We start from the raw sequence: 2,628 nt of genomic DNA, 5'->3' as shown, positions 1-2,628 counted from the left end.
TGCTGGACCGGTACCTGCACCACCTGCGGCCGCCCCCTGCCCCGCCCTCGGAGCAGCCGCAGACAGCCCACAACCTAACGAAGCACTACTAGGTGCCCGCGTGGCCGTCCGGGCGGGGTGCTAGAAACCATGTCCATGGACCTCATGGACCCCATCGAGCGCCTCCTCGCCGAGCGCGCCTGCGAGCGCCTGATCCTCGGCTTCGTCCACCGGCTCGACTTGGGCGACCCGTCCTCCGTGGCCGAGTTGTTCACCGAGGACGGCGTTTGGCAGTGGCCGCGGGACGGGCGGCTGGTCGAGGGCCGCGACGCCCTGCGCGCCTACTTCGCCTCCCGCCCCGCCGACCGGCTCTCCCGCCGCATGATGTCCAACGTCCTGGTCACCGTGGAGTCCCCGGACACCGCCAGGGCGACCTCGTACTTCACCACGTACCGCGTCGACGGCTACGACGGCGGCGTCATCCCGGCCGGACCGCCGGTCCAGGCCGGGCACTACGAGGACGTCTTCCGCCGGGCCGACGGCGCCTGGCTGCTCGCCTCCCGGACGCTGCACCTGCCCTTCGGCGGTCCCACTCCGCGACCGAACTCGCCTTCGGCATAAGCCGGAAGGGGGCCGGGCAGGGCCTCTAGGATGAACGAGCCGTGGCGTCTCACGCGTGCGGCGTTGCGTACCACCGCAAGGAGACATGCCCATGGGCACCGAAGAGGCCGCTCGAACGTCGCCCTTCAGCGGAGTCCTGGACGGGAGATCCGCCGGGCCCATGGTGCCCCGGCTGGCGCTGGGCGCCCGGCTGCGCAGGCTGCGGGACGCGCGGGGCATCGGCAGGGCGGAGGCGGGTGACGTCATCCGTGCCTCTCCCTCCAAGATCAGCCGCATGGAGGCCGGGCGCCACGGGTTCAAGCTGCGGGACGTCGCCGACCTGCTCACGCACTACGGCGTCACGGACGAGGCCGAACGCGCCACGCTGCTGGCGCTGGCCGAACAGGCCAACACCCATGCCTGGTGGCAGTACTACAGCGACGTGGTGCCCTCCTGGACGCAGAGCTACCTCGGTGCCGAGCAGGCGGCGAGCGTCATCCGCTGCTACCAGATACAGCGCGTTCCCGAGCTGCTCCAGACCTCCGACTACGCGCGTGCCGCGGTCCGGCTCGGCCACCCTGACGCCGACGCCCGGGAGACCGACCGCCGAGTGGCGTTGCGGATGACCCGGCAGCGGATCCTGCACCGGCAGCCCGGCGCGGCCCGGCTCTGGGCCGTGATCGACGAGGCGGCGCTGCGGCGCCCGGTGGGCGGGCCGGAGGTGATGCGCGCCCAGCTCAGGCATCTCATCGAGGTGTGCCGGCTGCCGCAGGTCACCGTCCAGATCCTGCCGTTCCTCTCCGGCGGGCATGCCGCGGAGGGCGGTCCGGTCACCATTCTGCGGCTGCCCGGCGGCCAGTTGCCCGACGTGGTCTACCTGGAGCAGCTCACCACCGCGCTCTATCCCGACCGGCCGGCCGACATCGAGCGCTACTGGGACGCCATGAACCGGCTGGTGGTCGAAGCCGAGTCGCCGGACGAGACTCCGACCATCCTGCACCGCATCCTTCAGGAGACCTGAGCGAGGCCCCCGGGTTCCGCCGGGTTCAGCGCTTGAGGGCGACACCGCCGTACTGGTGCACCTCCGCCGGAAGGCCCAGGGCCTCGGCGTCGGGACGCCAGCGCGAGCAGGACGTGACGCCCGGCTCCAGCAGCTCCAGACCGTCGAAGTAGCGGGCGATCTGCTCGGGGCTGCGCAGGATGTACGGGATCGAGCCGCCGTCGTTGTACTGATTGATGGCCCGGAGGTAGTCCTCGCTGGTGTCGGTGGAGTCGTACTGCACCAGATAGCTGCCGGAGGGCAGCGCGTCCACCAGCTGCCGCACGATCTCGCGCGCCTCGTCGTGGTCCTCGATGTGGCCGAGGATGCCCATCAGCATGAGCGCGACGGGCTGGTCGAAGTCCAGGGTCTTCCCGGCCTCCCGGACGATCGTGCTCGGCTTGCGCAGGTCGGCGTCGACGTAGTTGGTGACGCCTTCCGGCGTGCTGGTGAGCAGCGCACGGGCGTGGGCCAGCACCAGTGGGTCGTTGTCGACGTAGACGATCCGGCTCTCCGGGGCCACCCGCTGGGCGATCTGGTGGGTGTTGTCCACGTTGGGCAGCCCGGTGCCGATGTCCAGGAACTGGCGGATGCCCTCTTCGGCGGCGAGATGGCGTACGGCGCGGGCGAGGAAGTAGCGGGCGGCGCGGGCCCCGGTCTCGATCCCGGGGAAGATGTCACGGAACGCGTCACCGGCCACACGGTCGACTTCGTAGTTGTCCTTCCCTCCCAGCCAGTAGTTCCAGATCCGCGCCGAGTGCGGAACCGAGGTGTCGATCTTGGAGAGCGGCTCCTGCTCGGAGTTCCCCGCCTGATCAGTCATGGACGCTCCTGCGTGTGGTCGTGGAGCTTCACGTTAACCGTTCTTCCGCATGGACAGGATCAACTCCTCGGCGTGCTGCAGCAGTTCGACCTCCCTAGGGCCTGTCGTTTGGATCACGGCGCAGGGAATCGGCAGCACTTCTTCGACGCCGGTGAGCGGGGCCTGGTGCGTGCAGCTGCAAGGCGGA

At 70.2% G+C, this 2,628-nt stretch carries 3 protein-coding genes; 2 read left to right on the top strand and 1 reads right to left on the bottom strand.

The features are described 5' to 3' along the window. The first annotated feature begins 129 nt into the window (after positions 1 to 129). Positions 130 to 600, top strand: coding sequence for a nuclear transport factor 2 family protein (locus ACFZBT_RS40755; RefSeq protein WP_391115664.1), 471 nt, complete (start codon positions 130 to 132; stop codon positions 598 to 600). Positions 601 to 691: 91 nt separating this feature from the next. Further along, on the top strand, positions 692 to 1,600 hold the full coding sequence (locus tag ACFZBT_RS40750; protein WP_391115662.1) for a Scr1 family TA system antitoxin-like transcriptional regulator: 909 nt from the start codon (positions 692 to 694) through the stop codon (positions 1,598 to 1,600). Between the two features lie 25 nt (positions 1,601 to 1,625). On the opposite strand, the gene ACFZBT_RS40745 is transcribed toward ACFZBT_RS40750, so the two are convergent. Next, a complete protein-coding gene (locus tag ACFZBT_RS40745) occupies positions 1,626 to 2,441 on the bottom strand; it encodes an SAM-dependent methyltransferase (protein ID WP_391115660.1) in 816 nt (271 codons plus the stop codon). Between the last annotated feature and the right edge of the window lie 187 nt (positions 2,442 to 2,628).

Source organism: Streptomyces sp. NPDC008137, from assembly GCF_042957035.1.
In the GTDB taxonomy this organism is placed as follows: Bacteria; Actinomycetota; Actinomycetes; order Streptomycetales; family Streptomycetaceae; genus Streptomyces.
Note: the sequence above shows the minus strand (reverse complement) of the source record. Positions and strands in the feature narration are given on the sequence as shown.

Bases quoted from the DNA above. Each gene is read 5' to 3' on its own strand.
- ACFZBT_RS40755 (WP_391115664.1), top strand. From the start codon at position 130: ATGTCCATGGACCTCATGGACCCCATCGAGCGCCTCCTCGCCGAGCGC.
- ACFZBT_RS40750 (WP_391115662.1), top strand. From the start codon at position 692: ATGGGCACCGAAGAGGCCGCTCGAACGTCGCCCTTCAGCGGAGTCCTG.
- ACFZBT_RS40745 (WP_391115660.1), bottom strand. From the start codon at position 2,441: ATGACTGATCAGGCGGGGAACTCCGAGCAGGAGCCGCTCTCCAAGATC.